At 74.3% G+C, this 821-nt stretch carries 1 pseudogene; it reads left to right on the top strand.

The annotated features are described in order from the left end of the window. Positions 1–216 precede the first annotated feature (216 nt). Positions 217–821, top strand: a pseudogene (locus ACYVE9_RS29025) (dTMP kinase); the annotation flags it as partial.

Raw genomic sequence — 821 nt, 5'->3', positions numbered from 1 at the left:
CGTGGACCGGTGCCGCCCGGGCCCGGTGTGCCCGCCCACCCCTGACGGGACGGCACCCGACGAGCCCACCCGGGGCGTGCGGCGTCCGGCCCGGTCGTCCGGCGCACTCCCCGGGCGCACTCGTCGGCGCGCACCCGTACGGATGTCCCGTGCGCACCCGTCCAGATGTTCGGGCACCGGCACAAGGAATCGGCGCTGCCCTATACGCTGGCCCATATGACGCGTGCAGAGCAGCAACCGGTTGTGACCCCCACCTCCGACGCCCTGGCCGCTGACTCCCGCGAGCGCGCCCTGCCGGCGTTGCTCAGCCATGCGCCGCTGCGGCGGCTGTGGAGTGCCCAGTGCGTCAGCGGCATCGGCGACGCCCTGGCCCTGCTGGTACTCGTACTGCTGGCGCTCCAGACCACGCTCGGCGTCGCGCTCACCGGCGGTGAACCGGTGTTCGGCAGCGGCTACCGCGGGGTGGCGCTGGCCGTCGCCGCGGTCTTCGTCACCCGGACGCTGGCCACGCTGCTGTTCGGCGCGGTCCTGCTCGGACCGCTGTCCTCACTGGTCGCACCGGGCAACGCCCTCGACCGGCGATGGACGATGATCGGCGCGGACGGCGTCCGTGCCCTGCTGCTGATCATCGCGCCGCTGTGGATCAACTGGACCCCGGGCAACGCCTACGCCCTGATCCTCGTCACGGTGTTCGTCGTCGGCGTCGCCGAACGCTTCTGGACGGTCGCCAAGGACAGCGCCGCGCCGGCCCTGCTCCCGGCGCCCCCGCTGGAGGGCGCCGCCGTCCGCCCGCTGCCCGACCACCGCGAGGCACTGCGCCG

The organism is Streptomyces sparsus, assembly GCF_054776295.1.
This window is presented reverse-complemented; position numbering and strand designations above follow the sequence as displayed.